Origin of the sequence: Streptomyces sp. NPDC021212, assembly GCF_044332925.1 — a bacterium.
Classification (GTDB): domain Bacteria; phylum Actinomycetota; class Actinomycetes; order Streptomycetales; family Streptomycetaceae; genus Streptomyces.
In genome coordinates, this window is sequence record NZ_JBIRPZ010000008.1 from 68,064 (window position 1) to 85,659 (window position 17,596).

Below are 17,596 nucleotides of genomic sequence, written 5' to 3' on the forward strand. Positions count from 1 at the left end.
GTCACCCTCGCCCGATAGCAGCCACACGCCGAAGGGGCACCTCGTTCTCTTCGACGCGATCTTCTTCGCCTCACTGGAGCGGATCACCAATGTCGTCCTCATCGACGCCACGGACCTCGCCGACTGGGCGGTGCGCCTCTACGACGAGCGCCTCAGCCGCCCCGATCTGATCCGGCTCGCGACCTGGGCGCGCCTGGAGCGGCGCCCGACCGGGTATCTCGTGGCGACCACGACCGCTACGACGACCACAAACTCCGCGCCATCGCAGAGGCCCAGGCCGCCGGGCGCATCAGACAGGGAGACCCCTTCGACGTCATGGCCATGGTCATCGCCATGTCCATGGCCTGGTCTCCGGTGAGCAACGTCTACGCTGCCTCCACCCAGGAACCCACGAGCGTGCACGACCAGCGGCGCACCCTGCTCCGAGACTGCGTAAGCCGCGCCGTCGCCCCCGACCGGGGAGCCTGAGCACACCACGACGGTTCGGTGCGGCAAGCACACCCCACGAGCGTGCGGGCCCAGCCTTCACCTGCGAGGCGCTCGTCTTCGCTCCCCACTCGGTTGAGGGGCGAAGCGAGTGGGACGACGCGTAGCCCTGGCCGATTCCAGAGATCCTCATCACGGCTTGGGTGAGGCGCCCCAAGCGTCCGTACAGCACCCGCACCCACGCACTGGACGGTTGCTTCCAGCGGGACGGACAGCCGCTGCTCGGCCTGGTCCAGGAAGACTTCGGCGAGGGCTCGGCGGCCGGGTCCACCACAGGGCGCCGAGTACTCGGTCACGGCGGCCCTCCGCCCCTAGGGTTTCGGCGACGTCACGTACCTGGGGGAAGTGTCCTACGTCGGTGCCCGTCGCCGTCAGGGGTGTAGAAGGCGTTGACCGCCGCGTGCGGCTTCCACAGCATCAGCACCGTCTCCTGCCACACCGCAGGCTCCAGCTCCCACTCCCCCGCCGCCATCGCCTCGAACGCATCCCTACGTGATGACTCGTCGGCGCTCCGGGCCCGGGCGTACAGCGAGGGCCACAGGGCTTCGGCTCCGGGCAGCAGGCGGTCACCAGCGCCGTGTTGGTGTCGGCGGTGATCCGCAACGTCTGCTTGCTCCGCACCCGGCCCAGATAGACATCGCGCCGTACGACCGTCGCCCCCACCTCAAAGCTCCCCACCGTCTCTCCTCCTCCCCCACCGGCCGAAGGCCCGGGCCCGCCCAGCGATTGTTCACCCCAACGTCGGAATCGTCAGCTTCCCCGCTTGAGCATGGGCGTGGGCCCCGCGTGGTGAGGCGCGCCGGGCAGCTTGCGGTCCTCTGGACGGCGGTGACGGGTCCTGCCATCTTGCTCTCATGACGCCAGGGGGACTGATCATGAGACGTTGACTCAATGCGCTGTTGGTCTTGTTGGCTGTCGCGGCTCCGGCCTATGCAGCTGCTCCCGATGCGGACATGCACGGCGCAGCGGCGCTGATCAGTCTGCTGGCGGGTGTCGTCCTCGCTGGGGCGTATGGTCGCTGGTCACGCGTTGCCAAAACGTCCTCGCGTTAGCTCGGGTGACTGGTCATCGATGCGCAGTTCCCGGATGTACCAGTCGAGCCGTGTCCCGTCCTCGCCGTGCGTGTGCTTGCCGTGGGTGAATCCCGCCCGTTGGGCGACTGCCGCAGATGCGGTGTTCTCGGGCTCTACCCGGATCACCGCCTCCTTCCCGCCCTCCGTTGCCGCGTATCGGGAGACCAAGCCCACGGCGCGGGTAGACAGGCCGTGCCCCCTCCAGGGCGGGTAGAGGCCATAGGCGACATTCACCTGCCCGGGAGCCAAGCCTTCTGCTGCGAACCGCAGGTCGATGGTCCCCGCGAGCGCCTCGTCGGCGCCTGCCCGGATGCCGAAAGCGCGCAGTGGCCCGGCGGTGTCCCACTGTTCCTGGCAGTGCCGGATGTAAGCCTCGACGCCTTCGCGTGTGCCGGGACCGCCGCTGAGCCAGCGAACCAGCAGCTCATCCTCCCCTGCGAGGTGCGCCTCCGCATCGTCCAGGCGCAGCGGGGACAGGGTGATGATCCCGTCGGACAGCTTCACTTCCTGCATCTGGCGATTCTTGGGGCCAAGGCTGGGTAGTGCCATCGAATTCTGCAAGGCATCACGCAAAGCCACTCCATCACAGGGGGATGGTCTCAGGGTGGCTGGCGCTCCTTGGCCGCAGGCCCGAGGCCCAGGACGCTTGGTGGTGGGCGCCCTCCGAGAAACGCCGAAGCCGTACCGGATTTCTGCCATGCCCGTTTCCGCGGCTTTCCGCGGCCCGCGCAGCGCTAGCATCGGGTCCCGTGATCGTATGGCTCAACGGCACCCACGGGGCAGGCAAGACAACGACCAGTGCACTCGTGCAGCCGCTGATCCCGGATTCACGGGTGTTCGACGCCGAGAAGGTCGGCGAGACGCTCATGGACATCACGCCAGGACTGCCTGGGACGGACAACTTCCAGCACTGGCCGCCGTGGCGGCCGCTCGTGGTCGAGACCGCCCGCCGCGTACTGGACTACACCGGCGGCACTCTGGTGATGCCCATGACGGTCCTGGTCGAGCAGTACTGGCGCGAGATCAGCACGGGCCTCGCCCGACATGCCATCCCGGTACGGCACTTCGTCCTCCACGCTGACCAGGACACCCTCCGCGGGCGCATCGAGGGGGACACGCTGCTTGGCCCCTCGCCCTTCCGTCTCAAATACCTCGAGCCCTACGCCGAAGCGGCCCGCGCCTGGCTACACGACGAAGCCGAGGTCATCGACACCACACACCTCACGCCCGCCCAGGCCGCCCTGCAGATCGCAGAGGCCGTCAACAGCTGAGGCTTGATCCGCCCGCCACGTGCAGGTGGCAACAAAGAACGACCTTCCGGTGTCGAGCAGTGCGAACAGACCCAACCAGGGGCCCAGGTCAGTCCAACACCGCGGTGTCCTCTACCCCGAAAAGTCGCAGGGATTCGTCGGCGTAGAAATACACCACCCGTTCACCCACAAACCGAACCGCCTCCGGCACGCAAGCCCCCTGACCTGCACGGGCAGCTGCGCCACGTGCAGCGACAGTGGCGTCCTTCGCGACGTTGGCACGGGAGGCGCCCTTGGACGCAGCGATCGCGGAGTTGTAGGCGCGGGACGCGGCGAGGCCGGCGGTGGCGGCTGCCTGGGAAGCAGCCGTTGCCGCCCCAGGCCGCGCGGCGGATGCCCCCACTGCGGTATTGGAGGCCCTAATGGCTGTCCGGGCGGCATCCGCCGCGCCTCGAGCGGCTTTGGCTGCCTTGCGCGCTGGCCGTGACGTGGTCCTTGCCCGCCTGGCCACCCCGGTATGGAGGCCCCACGGGGCGCGAAGACTTTGTCAGCCGCAGTCGTTGCGGTTGATACGCAGGGAGCGGGTCTGGTCGTTGAGGTTGTAGCCGCGCAGGTCGTGGATCGACCCGCCGCTCTTGGTGACGCATACCCACAGGCCGGAGTAGTTGCGCTTCTCGTAGACGCGTGCAGTGCGGCCGGAGTTGTTCCGCACTGAGCTGCCGCGGTCGCGGATGGCGGAGGGCAGTTCCTTCACGCTGCCGTCGACGGCCCGCTTCACCCACGGCTGCCCGCCGAAGTTGATCTCGGGGTAGATGCACACGTAGCCATCGGGACAGTCGATCTCTGCCGGCCTGGCGGTCGCCGACGCGGCAGCGGGAGCCACGGCGGTCAAAAGGGGCGCGGTCAGCGCGGCGGCCACGAGGCCGCGGGAGAGATGGTTCATGCCCGCGTTGAAAGGCCACGGCAGCACTCGCGAGAGCGTCGGGAGACAAAACCACAAGATCGGGCGGAAACGGCGCATAGTTCCTGGAAGAGCTGGGATGTGAGAACCGACGCTGGCGCCGGGCCGCCCTGGGTGACATACGATCAGGCTCCCTTCGCGCTGGAAGGTGGCCTGTCCATGCCCGTGCCGAGCCTACTCGCGGTTTTCGCTCACCCGGACGACGAGTCGTTGTCGGCGGGTGGGGTGCTGGCCCGCCACGCGGCAGCGGGCGCGCGGACCGCAGTCGTCACAGCGACATGGGCCGCGGGGACCGAGCGGGCTGCCGAATTGGCCGAGGCGCTGCGGATCCTCGGCGCCGGCACTCCGCGGTTGCTCGGCTACGCCGATGCACGTGTACCGCAATCGGCTCCGGGCTGCGTGCGGTTCTGCGATGCACCGCTGGACGAGGCGGTGCGACGGTTGGTGTCGCATATCCGTGAGTTCCGCCCGGACATCATGGTCACCCATGACGCCTACGGCGGGCTGACCGGTCACCCGGATCACCTGCACACCCATCGCGTGACCATGCTCGCCGCCCAAGCGGCCGGGCTCGAGCAGCTCTACCCGAGCGCCGGCGCCCCCTGGCAGCCGCGCGCCCTGTACCTGGCCACACACCCGCACTCCGCCGTGCCGGTTCTGAGAGACGTGATCGGTGCGCGCAAGGCGGTGTACAGCGTTCCCGACGCACAGGTCACCGCAACCATCGATGTCAGCTTGTGGATGGAGCAGAAGAGCGCCGCGGTACTGGCGCACCGCTCCGAGGTGGAACGGGGTGCCCTGCCAGGGGTGATCGCCAGCCTTCCGCCAGATGCGCGGGAGCGGCTGTTCGCCATCGAGTGGTACATCCGCCACGCCCCCATCACCGAAGCGATGGCCCAGACGGAGCTGACCGCTTGACCGCGTGGTCCCATCGGCGGGGAGGGCTGCCCGCGCGCCCAAAATCATGGCTATTGATCACGCGAGTGGTCCCGGAGCGACTCCCACCGATCACTGGCATGCGGGACGCTCAAGGACGTTCTATGCCTTGCGAGGGGGCCGCATGTCGATAGCTCCGGACGATGGTGGAGCGCCTTGCCATACTGGCCCGGGGGTGGTCGGAGATGCCGGAGCAGCGGCTGTCGCGGCAGGAGTTGGTCCGGCGTAAGCGGCGGCGCGGTTTCGTGGGGCGGCGCGGCGAGCTGAGCGTTTTCCGGGAGAATTTCGGTCGGGATCCGGAGGCCGACAGCTATCAGTTCCTTTTCCACGTGCGCGGCAACGCTGGTGTAGGTAAGACCTCTCTGGTGCGGCAGTGGGATGCGGTCGCTGTCGAACAGGGTGCGGCGACGGTGTATCTCGATCACAGTGTGCACAGCGCCGTGGAGGCTATGGAGGCGCTCAGTGAGGGGTTGGGCCGTCAAGGGTTGGAGCTGCGGCGGTTCGACAAGCTGCTGGCGACATTCCGGCAGCGTGCCCACGAGGTGCAGTCGGTACTGGGAGCGCAGGCCGCGGAGGAGAGTGGTGTCGCTCAGCCGCCCTCGCCTTCGCTGTCAGGGTCGGTGGCCACTCAGGTTGGGCTTGCCGGGCTTGGGATGGTGCCGGTCGTGGGTGCGCTCGCCGGGGCTGTTGATCCCCAACAGGTGGCTCAGCGAGTGGATCGGTTGTGGGCGGCGCTCGGGGCTCGGATGCGGTCCCACGATGAGGTGCGGCTGGTCATGGATCCGGTGCGCAGCCTGGCTCCGGTGTTTTTGGAGGATCTGGCCGAGGCAGCGCGGAAACGGGCGTGGGTGGTCCTGTTCTTCGATGTGTATGAGCGAACGGGGCCGGTACTGGATGAGTGGCTGTGTGACATTGCGTTCGGCGAGGTGCATGGTGCGCTGCCGGCCAACGTTCAGTTGGTGCTGTCTGGGCAGGGCCGTCTGGACGTCCGGTTCTGGGGCGACTGGTTGGACCTGATCACTGAGGTACCGCTGGAGGTGTTCACCGAGGAGGAGGCGCGGGCGCTGCTGGGGCTCCAGGGCATCACCAACGAGCAAGCCGTCGAGGTCGTCCTGCGCTTATCGGGCAGACTTCCCCTTTTGGTGCATACCCTGGCACAGACGCGTCCCGGTTCCGCCGAGGCGGTGGACGACCCTTCGGGCACGGCAGTGGAGCGGTTTCTGAAGTGGGAAACGGATCCGTCGCGGCGGGCCGCCGCCCTGGCCTGTGCCCTGCCCCTACAGTTCAACGAGGATGTCTATCGTGTGATCGCCCCGGTGGAGGCCGCTGAGCAGTACCCGTGGGTGCGTCGGCTGGCGTTCGTCACTGAGCAGGCCGGGCAGTGCCGGTATCACGATGTCGTACGCACTTCTATGCTGCGGCTGCAACGCAGCCAGTCTCCCGTCCGGTGGAGTGCCACGCATGAGTCGCTGGCGGAGGCATTCTGCGCCTGGCGGGAAAAGCGGGAGGAGGGCGTGCCGGCCGAGGAGCGCTGGAGTGACGTGGCCTGGCTTGAGTACCGGTCGAACGAGACGTATCACCGCCTGTGTGCCGATCCTCGTGGGGGGCTGGCCGGGGCGCTCGCGGAGGTTGTCCATGCCTGCGATCGTGGGAGCGGCGCGATCAGGCGCTGGGCTCAACTGCTCGTGCAGGCCGGGGCGGACGCAGAAGATGAGGGTCTGGCGGCTTGGGGAGAGCGGTTGACCGCTGTATTCGGGGACGAGGCCTCTGTTGTCGTCACCACCCTTGATGTCCTGCTCCGTCACTCTGGGTTGGCGTCAGCGGAAGAAGTGCGCGCTAGGTTGCTGCGGGGCCGGGTGCACTGGCAGGCCGAGCGGTACGGGCATGCAGTGTCCGACTACACCGCAGCGCTGGTCCTGGACCCGGAGCATGAAAAGGCCTTCGTGTGGCGTGCCCTCACCCATGAGCGGATAGGGAACTTCGAGGAAGCGATTGCCGATTGGGGCGAGGCCATCCGTATCGAGCCCGACAGTTCCTGGAATCACACGTTCCGCGGGCACGCGAGCTTGAGCCTCGGTCGCCGCGACGAAGCACTGGCCGACTTCAACCGAGCCATCGAACTCGACCCTGGGCAGGGCTGGGCACTCGTCCGGCGCGCCGAGGTGTACCGCGAGCTGGGCCGTCACCAGGAGGCGCTAGCGGATCTGGATCGCGCACTCGGAATGGATCCGGAGTACACCATGGCGTATGCGGAGCGATCGCGATGCTTGTGGCAGATGGAGCGATGGGATGAGGCGGTCCGTGACATGGCGCGGGCAGCGGATCTCGAGGCTCACAGGTCGTGGTACCGAGTTCAGCTCGCTGACATGCTCCTGAACCTTGGTATGCACGCGGAGGCATTGGAAGAGGTCAGCCGCGCCTTGTCCGATCTCGACGAGGACGGGCCGCGCGGCCATGCCTGGCCCCACGAGCTCCGTGGCTGGGCACTGCACGGCCTGGGCCAGGACGTCGAGGCATTGTCCGACCTGCATCATGCGGTGGCCATCGACAGCTCGAGCTCGATTGCATTCGCGAGGCGTGGATGGCTGCTGTGGGAGGCAGGGCAGCTCGCTGAGGCGGAGCAGGATTTTGACCGGGTCCTGTCCGAGAACCATGGGTGGACGTGGTGCCTGGTCGGTCGTGGCATGGTGCGCCTCTACGGGCAGCGCTACGAGGAAGCGGCCGATGATCTCGCCCAGGCGTTTAGCATCCAGTTTGGGCTCACCGAGGCAGAACATGAGATCGCTTGGCCACTCGTGGACTTGCTGCGGGAACATCTGACAGGAAACCGCATTCCCGTCACCGCCGCGATCCGGCTTGCCGCGCTCCTCTCCCACCAGGAGCAGCGACCAGGCCTGGCTAAACAACTGGCTTCTGTGCTTGCCCTCCGTCCAAGTCCGCGGCTGCTGATCGAGAGCCTCAGAATGCTACGCCGCGTTGTCACCGCCCTACGCAACCAGCCCGCGAGCGAGGATGCCAAGCGAGTGGACTGGTCTTTGAAGCTCCTGTCCCCCATCCTCCTCGTCCTGGGCCGCGGCCGCGGAAGTCAACGATCAATCGAATGACGCGCGCGGAAGAGCGGCCAGCGTATGCGTAGCGAAAGTCGTCCCCCGTACTGAAGTCCACCAGGCGCCGGTGGGATAGGAGTCCTCCGACACCTGACGGTCTACCGGTGCGACTTCCTCGTGCAGCGCGGCGAGGGTGGTTAAGGCAATCTCTACTTCCAGGCGAGTTGCCCGACTGGGTGGGCGACGCGCGAGCGGGGCGTGGCTGTGGTGTGGTGACCGATGCGGTGTTCGAGTGCGGTGAATCGGCGGCGTGGGTGGGTGTTGGCCAGGGATCGGTGGACGGCGGAGGGCTGGCCGATGAGCATGACGCCTTGGCGTGCTCGAGTGATGGCGGTGTAGAGCAGGTTGCGTTGGCAGAGTTGGCCGGCGGAGGTGGTCATGGGGATGACTCAGTGATGGTTCCGGTGGATCCGTTGAAGACGCCGTTGGTTCCGCGGTGGGGTTGGTTGCGGGTCTACAGGACGCGGTCGCCGAGGCGGAAGATGTGTCCTTCGTGGACCGCGCTGAAGCCATGGCTGGCGCAGTGCAGAACGCCATGGCCGCGACGGAGAAGGGGCGGGCGGACGACCGGCTGAAGGAGCTCGCCGGCACCAGCGTCATGTCATTGTTCGAGCCGGGCGCCGACCAGACCACGGTCGCCATCGACGACATCGTCACGCACACAGGCATCGATGTGGAACGTCAGAGCCGTTGTCGAACGGTTCCCCCTCGACCTCGGGACGGCCGATCCTGCGGAGGTCATCGACGCGTTCACGACCGGCAAAAACCCGATGCGTGCCCGTCCGCTCATCGTCAGCACCAGCGGACGCCTCATGCTGCCACACCCTGCGCTGAACGTGATCGCCGTCCGGGAGAACCTCGAAGAGCACCTGAAGACGTCGCAGTCCGTGTGGGACCAATACTCCAAGCATCGCGGAGACCTCCTGGAGTCCCGCACGCACGACGCGCTGAACCGCGTACTTCCCGGGGCCCGCTTCCGGGACGCCTTCGAGTACTACCTGCCCGCGAACGCCCAGGAAGCCGAGACCGCTGATCCGGCGAAGTACACCAAGCGCGTCGAGGGCGACCACCTCATCGTCCTCGACGACGTCGCCATCATCGTGGAGGACAAGGCCGTCGCACTGAGCACCCTGGCCCGCGGAGGAAAGACGACACGGCTCCGCACCGACCTGACCCGCATCATCACGAAAGCGGCCGAACAGTCCGGCCGCATGCGGGATGCCATCCAGCGAGACGGGGGCCTACGCATCGAGGACGAGGACTGGTCGATCTCAGCCATATCCGCGAGATCCACACCATCGCCGTCAGCCTCGACGACATCTCGGCCGTCCTCACCGCGACCGCCGAGATGGTACGGGCCGGCCTGCTCTCCCCCGACAACATTCCCTGGACAGTGTCCCTGCACGACCTCGAGTTGATCACTGAGCTCGTCGCACGCCCGGCCGAGTTCCTCCTCTACCTGCGCCGACGCCGCGACCCCGATGTCACCGTCATGTTCCGCGCCCCGGACGAACTGGACCTGTTCCTGTACTTCTTCGAGGCGGGCCTGTGGGTCGAACCCGAGCCTGCGCAGGTACGTGCCGCCTTCCTGTTCCTTTCCGAGCCGACCACAGCCGGGCTGCGGCGCGACCGCGCGCAGGAGCCGGTATACCTGAGCAGCCGGACCGACGCGCCGGACAGGTGGTTCTACGCCAAGCAACGTGACGACGAGGGGCCTGAGTCCGTGCCCAAGCCGGCGATGGTGCCTGCACCACTCGCCCCCTTCATCGGCGAACTGCAGTCGCGGCAGGTCCGCGGGTGGCTCAGTATCGGTGCAACGTTGCTGTCTATGGCAGCGGCCGTCCAGCACCTGTTCGCGCGCCACGGTGAGCAGCTCCTCAACCACCCGGCCCCCCACGGCCGCGGCCGCAGCATGACGGTGCCTGTCACGGCCAGCATCGATCCAGCCGAGGGGTGGCTGTTCGTTTGGGCTACTCGCCCGGCCGGACAGCCCCCCCACGACGCCGAGATGAGCCTCCGTCTACCTGCGGGCCAAGAAGCACCAGCTCGGCCTGCCGCGAGGCGTCGTCTTTCTCTACGACGAACCGACCCGCGATCTCATTGGGGTGTTCTATGACGGACACATCGGGCTCCTCGACGCCGCGCTGACGGCCGGCCTGCAGTCTTTGCAGCCTGCAGCGAAACTTCAGCGCGCGATCCACCCGAACGCCAAGCGGCCACCGCGCGGCGCGAAAAGCGCCCCGAAGCAGAAGCGGTAGCCCCGCCTCCAGCGCCCCTCGATGACAGCAACCGGCGGCCTCAGCAGAACAGGCAACAGCTCGGCGGAGTCAATGACACCCGGCTACACGGCGGTACGTCGGCACCTCTTCTCCAGCTCCGCCCAGAACTCGGAGGCGCGTCGTCTGCTGCTCTGGGGGATCCGACGGAATCTTGACGTGCGGTTTCATGCAACGTGGCGAGAGCCAGTTCCCAGCGGTCGGTGATCATGTCCCAGACTGTTCAGCCTCTACGGTGACTGGCCTGTTGTCCGACTCTGTTGTGGAGCGGAGTGTGACGGCTCGGTATATGTCCTGAAGGGGCTTGAAGAGCTGCTCGTCGCCGTCCTGCAGGTCCGGGTGCCAGCGGGCGGCGGCCATCCGGTAGAGGGCCGTCGGGCTGGCAGTGCTGTGAGGGCTGGCGCCGGCGAGTTCAGGCAGAAGAGCAACGGCATGGGGCCTGGCCAGGGGATGGCGTGCACCGATGACACGGTAGATCGCGTGATACCGCACCAGGAGCAGTCGCCGACGGCGCGCAGCTTCGGTGCGGCGTCGGCGCTCGGCGAGCGCTTCAGGGCCGAGCCGGTGGCGCCATGCGGCCTGTTTGCAGGCGTCCGAACACCACCGCGGCGCCGGCCCACGCCGCAGCGGCCGGTTCCACTGCATGCCACACCAGCCGCATGTCAACCGCTTCACCGGCGCCCCTGTGCGGGCACCGACCGCTCCGCTCTCGCCAGCCCGCTCCCCTCGCTTCGGCCACCTTGTTATGCGTAACGCGCCAGGCGCCTGCCAGGTCGCGTAGGCCGCAGGAGAGTCCCCCGATCGTGTTACGGATTCCGACCTCTGCCACCGCGCACACCCCGAGGGGCTGAACTGCGTTTCTACCCCAAGAAACAGGCATTGACAGGCGCACACCGCGTTACGGGATCTTTGGGAAGACAAGGCGATCAGAGGCGTCCGTCCATCCTGCGGAAACCCGTAACACGGGTCGCACCTGCCATGCGCAGGCCAGCGCCACGCTGCGGCTCAGGCAACAATGCGGTCATGGCCCCAAGCTGGAGGGCATGGAACGGATGCCGTACTCAACAGACTTGTCCGACAGGCAGTGGGCCTTGATCGAGCCGCTGGTCACCGCCTGGAAGCAAGAGCGGGTGTCGCGCTCGGCGACCGGGGACCCGGGCTCCTGTGACCTGCGCGAGGTCGTGAATGCCCTGCTCTACCAGAACCGGACGGGCTGTCAGTGGCGTCTCCTGCCACATGGCTTACCGGCCTGGTCGGCGGTGTTCCACTACTTCACCCTGTGGCGCCAAGACGGTCTTGACCAGCGGATCCAGGAGATCCTGCGCTGCCAGGTGCGGGAGCGGGCCCGGCGATTAGAGGACCCGTCCCTGGTCATCATCGACACCCAGTCCGTCCGCGCGGCGGCGGGGGTGCCGAAGACGACGACGGGACTGGACGCGAACAAGAAGACGCCCGGCCGGAAGCGGGGACTTGCCGTCGACGTGCTGGGCCTGGTCATCGGCATGGTTGTCCTCGCCGCCAGCGCGCACGACAACGAGGCCGGCATCGCCCTGCTGGACCAGGCGGCCGAACGGTGCGGGATGCGCCTGGAGAAAGTCCTGGTCGACCCGGGCTTCAAGGACGCCGTGATCATCCACGGGGCGGTGAAGGACTTCACTGTCGAGGTTGTCCGCCGCAACCCCGAGGACCAGGGCAAGGGCTTCGTTCCGCAACCGAAGCGATGGGTAATGGAGCAGGTCAACGGCACCCTTATGCTCCACCGGCGCCTCGCCCGGGACTACGACCATCGTCCCGACAACGCCGCCTCCCGCGTCTACTGGGCCTCCACCGCGGGCATGCTCCGCCGCCTCACCACGCCCAGCCCCGCCTGGCGCGACGAGGTGGAGCTGGCCGCGCGAACGTCACCGAACTCGTGCGGCTGTTGCAGGCCGAACACGACGAGACCGCCGCGCGGGCCGACAGCCTGCGCGAGCAGATCGATCGGCTGACCACCGCACTCGTCGAGACCGAGGCCCGCCGGGCCGAGCTCACCGCGACCCGCAAGGTCATCGACGCCCTGACCCCGCCCGGCGACGAACCGGCCCTCGCGGAGGCCGCCACGGTCTACCAGCGCATCGTGACCACCTTCACCGAGCACCCCAGGCGGGTCTTCCGCGTCCGCGACCTACACGAACTCCTCAAGCTGCCTACCGACGAGCCCTCGATCAACGTCACCCGCTCCCGCCTGGGAGGACTTGTCCGCCAGGGACTCCTCGACCAACCCGGACGCGGCCAATACCAGAAACGGAATTAACGTCCACTGAGTGGTGCGGGTCGTGGTGGCGGGGGATGGCGGTGCCGGTCAGGCGGGCAGCTGGTTCAGCTTGCGGATCTGCCGGTCGAAGGCACGAGCGGGGACCAGGCGGCGCAGGGTGCTGACGCGTCCGGCGGTCGGTCCGGCGGGGTAGCGCAGCTTCGGCTTCGGGTCGGTCGCCGCGGCGACGATCGCCTTGGCGACGGTGGCGGGATCGTCGCCGTCCTTCATCGCCGCGGCCATCACGCGCTCGAAGACCTGCCGCTGCTGCTCGTAGACCGGCAGAGGCGTGGCGGGTTTCGGGGAGTTGGCCTCGAACGCGGTCCTGGTCACGGCGGGCTCGACGAGCAGTACGCGGACGCCGTGCTGGCGGACCTCGTGGTCCATGGACTCAGAGTAGCCCTCGACGGCGTGCTTGGACGCGGCGTAGGCGGCCATGTAGGGCGCGGGGACGAACCCGAGGACGGACGAGATGTTGATGATCCGGCCGCCACCCTGGGCGCGCATGTGCGGCAGGACGGCCTTGGTCATGCGGATCAGGCCGAAGACATTGATGTCGAACAGCTGCTGGTCCTGGGCAAGGGGGCGTTCCTCCCCGGCGCCGGCGGAGCCGATGCCGGCGTTGTTGACCAGGACGTCGATCCGCCCGAACTTCTCGATCACGCGGTCGACCGCGCGGGCGACCGAGGTGTCGCTGGCCACGTCGAGGTCGAGGAACGTCACGCCCTCGCGGCGGTCGTCCCCGGAGGCTCGGCGGCTCGTGCCGACGACCTCGAATCCCGCATCGACGAGCGCGAAGGCGGCCGCCTTGCCGATGCCTGACGATGCTCCGGTCACGAGTGCTACCGGCCGGTTCGTGGTCATGATGGGCCTCCTCATTGATTGAATTATGACCGTAATGCAATTACTCTAGGGCGGGAGTCGGAGAGTGGCAAGCGGCCTCTCCGCCGGACGAGGAGGAGCGCGTGGCGCGCTACGCGAAAGAGCACAAGCAGGCGACGCGGCAGCGGATCATCGAGGCCGCCGGCCGCCGGTTCAAGAAGGACGGCATCGACGGCTCCGGAGTCTCCACGCTGATGTCGGACGCGGGGCTGACCAACGGCGCCTTCTACGCCCACTTCGACTCCAAGGAGGACCTCGTCGCGAACGCCGTCGCCGACCAGCTGGGCACGCAGAACGCGAGCCTTGAAGCACTCGCGCCCGGCCGCGCCGGGCTCGAACAGTTCGTCCGCGCCTACCTGTCCGCCGAGCACCGTGACGACCCCGAGAACGGCTGCCCCACGGCCGCTCTCCTCGACGAGATCGGGCGATGCACGGACGCGACCAAGCAGGCATTCACCGACGGCCTGCTGACTGTCATCGACGACATCGCCGCCCGCCTGGCACCCGACAGCCCGCCCTCGGCACACGCACAGGCGCTCGGCGTGTTCGCCATGATGGTCGGGACGCTCCAACTCGCCCGCGCCCTGGCCGATCCCAAGCTCGCCGACGACGTCCTCGACCAGGGTGTCCACAACGCCCTCGCGCTGCTGGACGCCGGACCTGTCCGGCAGCGCCGCGTCCGACGGCCTTCGTGAGGGCGCGCCGTCCGGCGTTCGTGAATGCCTCCGACCAGGCGTTCCGGGCACGCGAGCTGCACGAACTCCTCGGCATGCCCACTGACGAGGCGTCCGTCAACATCACCCGCAGCCGCCTCGGACGCCTCGCCCGTCCAGGCTTCCTCACCCAACCCGGACGAGGCCGCTACCAGAAACGGACTTAACGTCCACTCAGACGGCGCTCAAACCACACGGGCGATGTCGGGAGCGCTTGCTGAACACCGGAGAAGGACGGGCTGCCGGTCATCTGGCAACCCGCCCCTCCAAGAATCCGCCCGGCGGGCCCGTCAGGGGCCCGTCTACAAGGCAGAAGCAGCCTCGTTGAGCGACAGGGCGAAGTCCCCGATCGCGGCGGATCGGGGACTTCCGCCTTTACGGGCCCGGCCGGAGGGGATCTGGGCGGGGCCCGGTTGCCGCTCCGGGTGCCGGGTGCTTGTTTACGCGGCGGGGGTGAGTTCGGCGCGGCCGAACAGCAGCGCGTAGCCGGAGGGGAGCCGGTGCAGGATGCGGGTCAGGAGGTCGGGACCGGCACAGGCCGCGACAGCGGAGAAGACGGAACCGGTGTCCCACCGGGTGGTGGCGAGGGAGGCGCCGGTGCGGGCAGCGAGATCCTTGACGAAAGCCCAGCCGGTCAGCGGCTGCGTGTCGGGGATCTGCGCGGTCAGGACACGTGCGGCCTCCAGGGGCAGCCGGGCGGCCAGGTCGACGCGCTCATCGCCGGTCAGCTGGCGCCCCAGCCCCGCCAGGACCAGGCGGACGGCCTCCTCGGCCTTCTCGCGGGTGGGGTAGGCGCCTTCGTAGCGGACCTTCTCCAGCATCTGCTCATACGCCGTCCCGTATGACTGCTGGTGCTCAAGCGGTGCGCGCACGTCGGTGATCACTACAGTGCATGCCTTTCATGAAGCAGGGTGGGGTGGTGCCGCTGTGCGGCACCGAGCCAGTGGTCAGGTGGGCTGGGGGCGACCGAAGAGGAGGTCGTAGCCGGCGGGAAGCTGAAGCAGGATCTGCCCCAGCAGATCGTCGCCGGCTGTGTCGGCGACGGTGGACAGTACGGCGCTGACGTCCCAGGTCGCGGTCTGCTCGGTGGCGCCCTCGATCCAGGCCGCGGTCGCCCGCACGAACCGCTCCGGCGACAGCGGTTCGGCGCTCTGGAGCGGGTTGAGGAGGATCAGGGCGAAGTCCTCCGACAGGCGTGCCGCGAGCTGGGCGCGGACTTCGCCGACCAGGTGCGCACCGAGCAGAGCCAGCACCACGCGAGCCGCGCGCTCGGCTTCCTTCACCGTGCCGTACTCGCCGCGTTCCTTCACGTGGTCGAGGAACGCCTCGCGTCGCAGAGTCATCTCAGGCCGCCACCCCTTCGTGTCCTTCGGTCTGCCCACGGGGTGCGGAGGGCGGGGTGAGGGGGAGATCAGGTGCCCTCCGCACCCTCCGGCCGGTGTCAGCCGGAGATCTCCTTGCGTCCGGATCCGACGCCGATGGAGATCTTGCGGGGCTTGGCGCGCTCGGCGATCGGGATGCGCAGGGTGAGCACGCCCGCGTCGTAGTCGGCCTGGATGTGCTCGGTGTCGAGGGTGTCGGCGAGCACGATCTGGCGGGAGAAGACGCCCAGCGGCCGCTCGGACAGCTCCATCTTCACATCGTCGGCCTTCGCCACCGGCCGCCGCTCGGCCTTGACGGTCAGCATGTTCCGCTCGACGTCGATGTCGATCGCGTCCGCGGTGACGCCAGGCAGGTCGAAGGCCACCACGTACTCGTCGCCCTCGCGGTAGGCGTCCATCGCCATCGCCGACGGCTTCGACCAGGTACCCGGGCCCACCAGCTGCTGCGCCAGCCGGTCCAGCTCACGGAAGGGGTCAGTGCGCATCAACATCGTGAAAACACCTCCAGCAGGTTCAGGCAGTTACTGCCAATGCGCCTCACTGACACCGTTGTAACATGTCATCCAATGGATGACAAACACGATGTCGTCAGCCCGACGACAAACCGAGGGAGGCGCGCCGTGACCCCGGCCGACCAGCCGTCTGTGTCCCGCACCGACGCCCACAGCCCGGTGTCGTTCCTTGCCGCCGCGGCTGCTCTTCACGCCATAGACGCCGCCCTGCGCGAGGCCCAGCACAAGACCCCGAACGCCCCCGCCCCCCGTCCGGAACAGGCGCTGGCCTCCTTGTCGCTGCTGCGGCAGGTACGCGAGCAGCTCGCCGGATGGGAGACCGGCCTGATCGAAACGGCCCGCGACGCGGGCGCCAGCTGGGCCGACCTCGCCCACCCCCTCGGCGTCGCCAGCCGCCAGGCCGCCGAACGCCGCTACCTGCGCGGCCGTCCCGGCCCAGCCGGGACCACCGGCGAGCAGCGTGTCCAGGCCACCCGTCAGGCCCGGGCCGCCGACCGCAGCACCGCCGCTTGGGCCCGCCGCAACGCGGCCGACCTGCGCCGCCTCGCCGGCCAGATCACCGCACTCACCGACCTTCCCCCCGCCGCCCGCCGCCCTATCAGCGAGCTCCACGCGGCCCTCGCCCACGACGATCCCGCCGGCCTCATCGCCCCCCTGACCGCTGCCCGCCCGCACCTGGCCGCCGCCCACCCCGACCTCACCACCCGGATCGACACCCTCACACCGCCCTGACCCCACCCGGCGCACCGCAACAGCAACCCGGTCACCATCGGCCCCCGGGCAAACGAGGGGAGACCTGGGAGACCAACGCGGCCGATAGCGAAGGAGCTGCACGGTGTGTGCGTGCCACGCGGGTGCAATGCGGTAGCAGCGTCGGCTCGGCAACCTCTACACGGACGCCGTCTCTCCGGAGAGCCGGCCCCGGGACGGCGGCCAGGGCCGCCCCCTCGGGCGGCCCGGCAGTCGCCCAGCGCCCAGTGGCCGCCGCCAAGGGCGAGCCACCGGCCCGAACCGAACCGCATCGCGCACTCCATCAGGCAGAACCAGTCGGGGGGCCGGCCAGGCGCATCGGCCTCATGCGACGCGCCGGGCGTCGCCGGTGACCACCGATCTGTCGAACTCCGCGTTGTACACGCAGAGACACGGTTTTTGGTGACCTACGAGAGGTCATCCGGTGCCTCAAGCGCTATGTGGCGCGGGAGATCTACCACCTCATTCTGGTCGCACCGCTGCCCGAGCCCAGGGTCCGGGCCGGTTGACACAACATAGGGGCATCAACCTCAACGTCCACAAGGCCGCCGACCTGCAAAAGTTCGCCGAGGCCCGGACCTGGCCGACCATCTACTGTCTGCCGCCCTACGCACCCGACCTCAACCCCGTCGAGGGGATCTGATCCCTCCTGCGACGCGGCCGGCTCCCCAACGTCGCCTTCAGCACCCCCGAACACCTCGTCCAGCGCATCCGGCGCGGCCTACGGCACATCCAGTACCGCAGCGAACTCATAGACGGCTGCCTCGCCGAGACCGGACCGACAATCAGACTCACCTGAGCAACCCGGCCACATCACGAGTCCAACCTCAGTAGGCGAACGGATCGCATGGTGCAAGCGGGGCTGCTGCGACTGGAAACCCAGGAACGTGATCATTCCCAAGTCCACCGTGGTGAACTTGGCCCGGAGTCCGCCTGCCATCAGGCTTCGGGCGGCTGTAGCCGTACCAGCCGGTG

The 17,596-nt window shown here is 68.3% G+C and carries 16 protein-coding genes and 3 pseudogenes; 11 read left to right on the forward strand and 8 right to left on the reverse strand.

Annotated elements, in window-relative coordinates; all coding sequences use genetic code 11:
- Nucleotides 1-46 precede the first annotated feature (46 nt).
- A pseudogene (locus tag ACH4SI_RS21990) lies at nt 47-468 on the forward strand (TetR/AcrR family transcriptional regulator); the annotation flags it as partial.
- Nucleotides 469-814: 346 nt separating this feature from the next.
- Here the strand turns inward: ACH4SI_RS21990 and ACH4SI_RS21995 are convergent.
- Both ACH4SI_RS21995 and ACH4SI_RS22000 read right to left on the reverse strand, forming a co-directional pair.
- Nucleotides 815-958: a hypothetical protein gene (locus ACH4SI_RS21995; protein WP_398298094.1), complete on the reverse strand. Its 144-nt coding sequence runs from the start codon at nt 956-958 to the stop codon at nt 815-817.
- Between the two features lie 550 nt (nt 959-1,508).
- On the reverse strand, nt 1,509-2,132 hold the full coding sequence (locus ACH4SI_RS22000) for a GNAT family N-acetyltransferase (protein ID WP_398298096.1): 624 nt from the start codon (nt 2,130-2,132) through the stop codon (nt 1,509-1,511).
- Between the two features lie 176 nt (nt 2,133-2,308).
- On the opposite strand from ACH4SI_RS22000, the gene ACH4SI_RS22005 reads away from it, so the two are divergent.
- A complete protein-coding gene (locus ACH4SI_RS22005; protein WP_398298098.1) occupies nt 2,309-2,830 on the forward strand; it encodes an ATP-binding protein in 522 nt (173 codons plus the stop codon).
- 526 nt (nt 2,831-3,356) lie between these two features.
- Here ACH4SI_RS22005 and ACH4SI_RS22010 read toward each other — a convergent pair.
- Nucleotides 3,357-3,752, reverse strand: coding sequence for a peptidase inhibitor family I36 protein (locus tag ACH4SI_RS22010; protein ID WP_398298100.1), 396 nt, complete (start codon nt 3,750-3,752; stop codon nt 3,357-3,359).
- A 177-nt stretch (nt 3,753-3,929) separates the two neighbouring features.
- On the opposite strand from ACH4SI_RS22010, the gene ACH4SI_RS22015 reads away from it, so the two are divergent.
- Both ACH4SI_RS22015 and ACH4SI_RS22020 read left to right on the forward strand, forming a co-directional pair.
- Nucleotides 3,930-4,688, forward strand: a complete 759-nt coding sequence (locus ACH4SI_RS22015; RefSeq protein ID WP_398298102.1) for a PIG-L family deacetylase — start codon at nt 3,930-3,932, stop codon at nt 4,686-4,688.
- A gap of 203 nt (nt 4,689-4,891) precedes the next feature.
- Nucleotides 4,892-7,810: a tetratricopeptide repeat protein gene (locus tag ACH4SI_RS22020; RefSeq protein WP_398298104.1), complete on the forward strand. Its 2,919-nt coding sequence runs from the start codon at nt 4,892-4,894 to the stop codon at nt 7,808-7,810.
- A gap of 152 nt (nt 7,811-7,962) precedes the next feature.
- Here ACH4SI_RS22020 and ACH4SI_RS22025 read toward each other — a convergent pair whose 3' ends face one another.
- Nucleotides 7,963-8,193, reverse strand: coding sequence for a hypothetical protein (locus ACH4SI_RS22025; protein ID WP_398298106.1), 231 nt, complete (start codon nt 8,191-8,193; stop codon nt 7,963-7,965).
- Between the two features lie 291 nt (nt 8,194-8,484).
- Between ACH4SI_RS22025 and ACH4SI_RS22030 the strand changes: the two genes are divergently transcribed.
- From ACH4SI_RS22030 to ACH4SI_RS22045, 4 genes and pseudogenes are all read left to right on the forward strand, one after another.
- On the forward strand, nt 8,485-9,231 hold the full coding sequence (locus ACH4SI_RS22030) for a hypothetical protein (protein WP_398298108.1): 747 nt from the start codon (nt 8,485-8,487) through the stop codon (nt 9,229-9,231).
- Nucleotides 9,207-9,929: a hypothetical protein gene (locus ACH4SI_RS22035; protein ID WP_398298110.1), complete on the forward strand. Its 723-nt coding sequence runs from the start codon at nt 9,207-9,209 to the stop codon at nt 9,927-9,929. The genes ACH4SI_RS22030 and ACH4SI_RS22035 overlap by 25 nt, the downstream gene beginning before the upstream one ends.
- Nucleotides 9,930-11,132: 1,203 nt before the next feature.
- Nucleotides 11,133-11,984: pseudogene (locus ACH4SI_RS22040) on the forward strand (IS5 family transposase); the annotation flags it as partial.
- A gap of 17 nt (nt 11,985-12,001) precedes the next feature.
- Nucleotides 12,002-12,382 (forward strand): hypothetical protein, encoded by a 381-nt coding sequence (locus ACH4SI_RS22045; RefSeq protein ID WP_398298112.1) that lies wholly within the window; start codon nt 12,002-12,004, stop codon nt 12,380-12,382.
- Nucleotides 12,383-12,430: 48 nt separating this feature from the next.
- Here the strand turns inward: ACH4SI_RS22045 and ACH4SI_RS22050 are convergent, their stop codons facing one another.
- Nucleotides 12,431-13,246 (reverse strand): oxidoreductase, encoded by an 816-nt coding sequence (locus ACH4SI_RS22050; RefSeq protein ID WP_398298114.1) that lies wholly within the window; start codon nt 13,244-13,246, stop codon nt 12,431-12,433.
- A gap of 101 nt (nt 13,247-13,347) precedes the next feature.
- Between ACH4SI_RS22050 and ACH4SI_RS22055 the strand changes: the two genes are divergently transcribed.
- Entirely contained in the window at nt 13,348-13,959 is a 612-nt protein-coding gene (locus tag ACH4SI_RS22055; RefSeq protein ID WP_398298116.1) for a TetR/AcrR family transcriptional regulator, read from the forward strand.
- 458 nt (nt 13,960-14,417) lie between these two features.
- Here ACH4SI_RS22055 and ACH4SI_RS22060 read toward each other — a convergent pair whose 3' ends face one another.
- From ACH4SI_RS22060 to ACH4SI_RS22070, 3 genes are all read right to left on the reverse strand, one after another.
- Complete coding sequence (locus ACH4SI_RS22060; protein WP_398298118.1) at nt 14,418-14,861, reverse strand: DUF2267 domain-containing protein; 444 nt, start codon at nt 14,859-14,861, stop codon at nt 14,418-14,420.
- A 63-nt stretch (nt 14,862-14,924) separates the two neighbouring features.
- Entirely contained in the window at nt 14,925-15,320 is a 396-nt protein-coding gene (locus ACH4SI_RS22065; RefSeq protein ID WP_398298120.1) for a DUF2267 domain-containing protein, read from the reverse strand.
- Nucleotides 15,321-15,418: 98 nt separating this feature from the next.
- Complete coding sequence (locus ACH4SI_RS22070; RefSeq protein ID WP_398298122.1) at nt 15,419-15,850, reverse strand: Hsp20/alpha crystallin family protein; 432 nt, start codon at nt 15,848-15,850, stop codon at nt 15,419-15,421.
- A gap of 129 nt (nt 15,851-15,979) precedes the next feature.
- On the opposite strand from ACH4SI_RS22070, the gene ACH4SI_RS22075 reads away from it, so the two are divergent.
- Nucleotides 15,980-16,603, forward strand: coding sequence for a type III effector protein (locus ACH4SI_RS22075; RefSeq protein WP_398298124.1), 624 nt, complete (start codon nt 15,980-15,982; stop codon nt 16,601-16,603).
- 544 nt (nt 16,604-17,147) lie between these two features.
- A pseudogene (locus ACH4SI_RS22080) lies at nt 17,148-17,420 on the forward strand (transposase); the annotation flags it as partial.
- Nucleotides 17,421-17,596 lie beyond the last annotated feature (176 nt).